The 3315-nt window shown below is 72.4% G+C and carries 2 protein-coding genes; both read right to left on the bottom strand.

Annotated elements, in window-relative coordinates; genetic code table 11:
- Positions 1-195 precede the first annotated feature (195 nt).
- Positions 196-2109: a hypothetical protein gene (locus OG936_RS38380; protein WP_331755244.1), complete on the bottom strand. Its 1914-nt coding sequence runs from the start codon at positions 2107-2109 to the stop codon at positions 196-198.
- Positions 2094-2894, bottom strand: a complete 801-nt coding sequence (locus tag OG936_RS38385; RefSeq protein WP_266753724.1) for an ABC transporter ATP-binding protein — start codon at positions 2892-2894, stop codon at positions 2094-2096. The genes OG936_RS38380 and OG936_RS38385 overlap by 16 nt, the downstream gene beginning before the upstream one ends.
- Between the last annotated feature and the right edge of the window lie 421 nt (positions 2895-3315).

The following is a 3315-nucleotide window of genomic DNA, read 5'->3' on the forward strand; positions in this document are numbered from 1 at the left end:
CGGCCGGACCTGGAAATGGTCGAACGGTGAAAGGTGAAGTGGGAGGGGGTCGGATCGAGGGAATGAGGGAATGCCGCGCGCGTGGAACGCCAAGGGTGGCATGTCGGACGGGTGGAATGCCGGACAGGTGGCGTGTCGGACGGGTGGGAATGTCGGAGGGACGGAATACCGGAGTGGTGCCGTGGTCGGGGTGGGTCAGGTGGATTCGCATTCCGGGTGACGGCTGTGGGACGGGTCCGTGGCCTCTCCACCGTTCTCCTGGGGTGCCGCCGGCTTGCCGCCGGCCCGGCCGGTCGAGAGGCGGACGGCCCGGATGAACAGCGTGACGCCGACGGCGATCATGACCAGTGCGACCGCCCAGGACCAGGGGTCGGGTGTGTAGAGGGCCAGGAACCAGACCTTCACGTCGACGTCGGCGAGCAGGAAGATCAGGGGCACCAGGCCCTGCGGGAAGAGCGCCAGGCTGCCGAACACCCAGGACAGGAGCGTGACCACTTCCTGGCGCCGGGTGAGCTGCGGCTTGACGCGCGTCGCCGCGCCCGCCGTTCCCGGGGTCGCGGGGCGTCCGGTCCGCATCAGGAGGAGCAGTTCGGGGCCGTGTGCGGTGAGCCGGTCGGCGGCGACCCGCCCCAGCCGGAGGGCGAGCAGGACACCGGTGGCCACACCGACCGGGGCGCCGAGCCAGCCGACGAGGGAGTTGTCGAGGACGGTGCCGAGGGTGACGACGCCGGCCGCCGGCACGGCGGGCAGGAGGGCGACGAAGAACAGCGCGTTGGAGGGCCCGGTCGTGTCGGCCCGGTCGAGGGGGCTGTCGGGCCGCTTGTGGGCGTCCGGGCCGGGCACGAGGGCCGTGACCGACGCGTACGACATCAGGCCGATACCGCCGCCGAGCAGGGCCGGGACGAGGGCGGCGACCCACGGCCAGGTCCAGGAGTACCCGCTCGCCGCGGTGCATACGACCGTCACCGCGACGGTCAGCGGGCCGAACAGCAGCAGGCACGCCCACTGCCGGCCGCGGACGTCGGCGCGCTGGCTGCCCGTGGTGAGGGTGAGCCACAGGCTCGTCCCGTCCTGGCTGTACAGGTTGTAGGCGGTCGCGACGACCATCACCGGAAGTGCCGGGCCCGCCCAGGGCAGCAGCAGGCCGGTGTCGAAGGTGAGCGGCAGCAGTGCCGTCCCCAGGGCCCAGGCCAGCGGCGTGACCGCCATGGTGACGCGCTGCGGGTCGCGCAGCCAGGTCCGCAGTTCCTTGCGGACCACGGCCCCGGTCGCGCCGGAGAGAGCGCCGCGCGCGGGGGCGGCCCGGCGTGCGCTCCCGCGGACGACGGAGCGGCCGTACCGGGCCTGGCCGAGGGTGCGGCTCCAGACGGCCAGCAGCAGAACGCACAGGGCGACGAGTCCGGCCAGGGCGCCGAGCGACTGCCACCAGTCGCCGCTGTCGGCGGCGTCGACGGCGGCCACGCCCCACCCGGACGGGACGGAACGGATCGCGGTCGACACGAAGCCGGAGAACCCGGTCTCGGTCACCCGGGACGCGACGACGGCCACCACGAGCATCCAGCCGGACTGGGTGAGCACCAGCATCGCCGCGAACAGCAGGCCGGTCACGAAGGCACCGAACCGGGAGCCGGCGACCGCCCCGAACAGGGCGTGGGTGACCCTCGACAGCAGGACCACGAACACCAGTTGCGCGGCGGCGGCCGGGACCGACACCAGGGCCGGTCCCAGGCCGGAGCGGATGCCGTGGACGACGAGGCCGAGGAACGCCAGGGCCGTCACCACGGTGGTGATGCCGACGAAGGCGGCCGCGAGCAGTCCGAGGGCGAGGCCGCGGCGGGGCAGCGGCAGCAGCGCGAAGTGGTCGTTGCGGAGGACTGCCGAGCCGCCCCACAGCGGACCGACCATCCAGCCGAGGGTCCAGATCAGGAACGTCACGGCGAGCAGGTCGGAGACCAGTCCCGGGGTGTCGAGCCGGACGAACGCCAGGGCGACGGTGGCCGCGGCGAACATCAGGCCCAGGATCGCGCCGGTGACCATCCAGACGGCCTTGCCGCCGGTCATGGAGTTGCGGATGAGCCGCAACTTCATCCGAATCAGGACGCCAGCCATGACAGGCCCTCTCCCGTCTTCGCCTCGGCCCCGACGAGACGGACGAAGGCCTCCTCGAGTGTGCTGTCGCCGCGTACCTCGTCCAGCGTCCCGGCGGCCACCACGTCGCCGCCGGCCATGACGGCGACCGTGTCGCAGAGCTGCTCGACCAGCGGCATGACATGGCTGGACAGGACGGCCGATCCGCCGGACGCGACGAAGCGCTGCAGGATCGTCTTGAGTGCCACGGCCGAGACCGGGTCGACCGCCTCGAACGGCTCGTCCAGCACCAGCAGCCGCGGCCGGTGCAGCAGCGCGGTGGCGAGTCCGATCTTCTTGCGCATTCCGGTGGAGTAGTCGACGACCAGGGTGCGTTCGGCCTCGGTGAGCTGCATGACCTCCAGCAGCTCGTCGACCCGCCGGGTGAGCTCGGCGGGTTCGATGCCGCGCAGCTGGCCGGTGAACGTCAGCAGTTCACGGCCGGTGAGCCGCTCCGGCATCGACAGGCCGTCGGGCAGCACACCCAGCAGTGTCTTGGCCCGGACCGGGTCGGACCAGACGTCGACGCCGAAGACCTCGCAGCGGCCGCCGTCCGGGCGCAGCAGGCCGACGGCCATGGACAGGGCCGTCGTCTTGCCGGCGCCGTTGGGTCCGACGAGGCCGAAGAAGGAACCCCGGGAGACGGTCAGATCGACTTGCCGGACGGCGACATTGTCACCGAACTCCTTGTGCAGGCCGGTCAGCCGCAGCGCGGGCGGCTCGCTGCCGGAGCCGAATTCCGGTTTCTCGGCGTGCTGCTCCGTCACGTGTTGTTTTCCTTCCTGTGGCAGCGGCACCGGCCGCGTGGGCTCGGTCGGGCCGGGTGCGGCGGGAATTGAGGGGGGTGAACAGACGCCGCCGCGGGTGGACCCTATACGGCACCACGCCCCTACCGAGTACCCCTAGAACTCCGCGCGCGGAGGGGGATGTTCCTGGTCGCGCACCCGTCGGCCGCCTCCCGGGGCCGCCAGCCGCACGGTCCCCGCCGCGTGCGGCCCCGCCCCCGCCGGGGGCGTCCGGCCCCGCCACGGTTCGCCGGCCGTGTCCCGGAGAGTCCCGCAAGGCACATAGGGGCTGGTCAGCCTCCCCATAGGGGTTGGTGCGCCGACAGGGCGTGGTTAATCTCGGGTGCCGACCCGGATCACGGCAGCGGCATCCATGGCGCATTCAGAGGTGGTTGGAGTTTCC

Origin of the sequence: Streptomyces sp. NBC_00846, assembly GCF_045207325.1 — a bacterium.
In the GTDB taxonomy this organism is placed as follows: Bacteria; Actinomycetota; Actinomycetes; order Streptomycetales; family Streptomycetaceae; genus Streptomyces.

Coding starts and splice junctions, on each gene's coding strand:
- OG936_RS38380 (WP_331755244.1), bottom strand. CDS start 2,109: ATGGCTGGCGTCCTGATTCGGATGAAGTTGCGGCTCATCCGCAACTCC.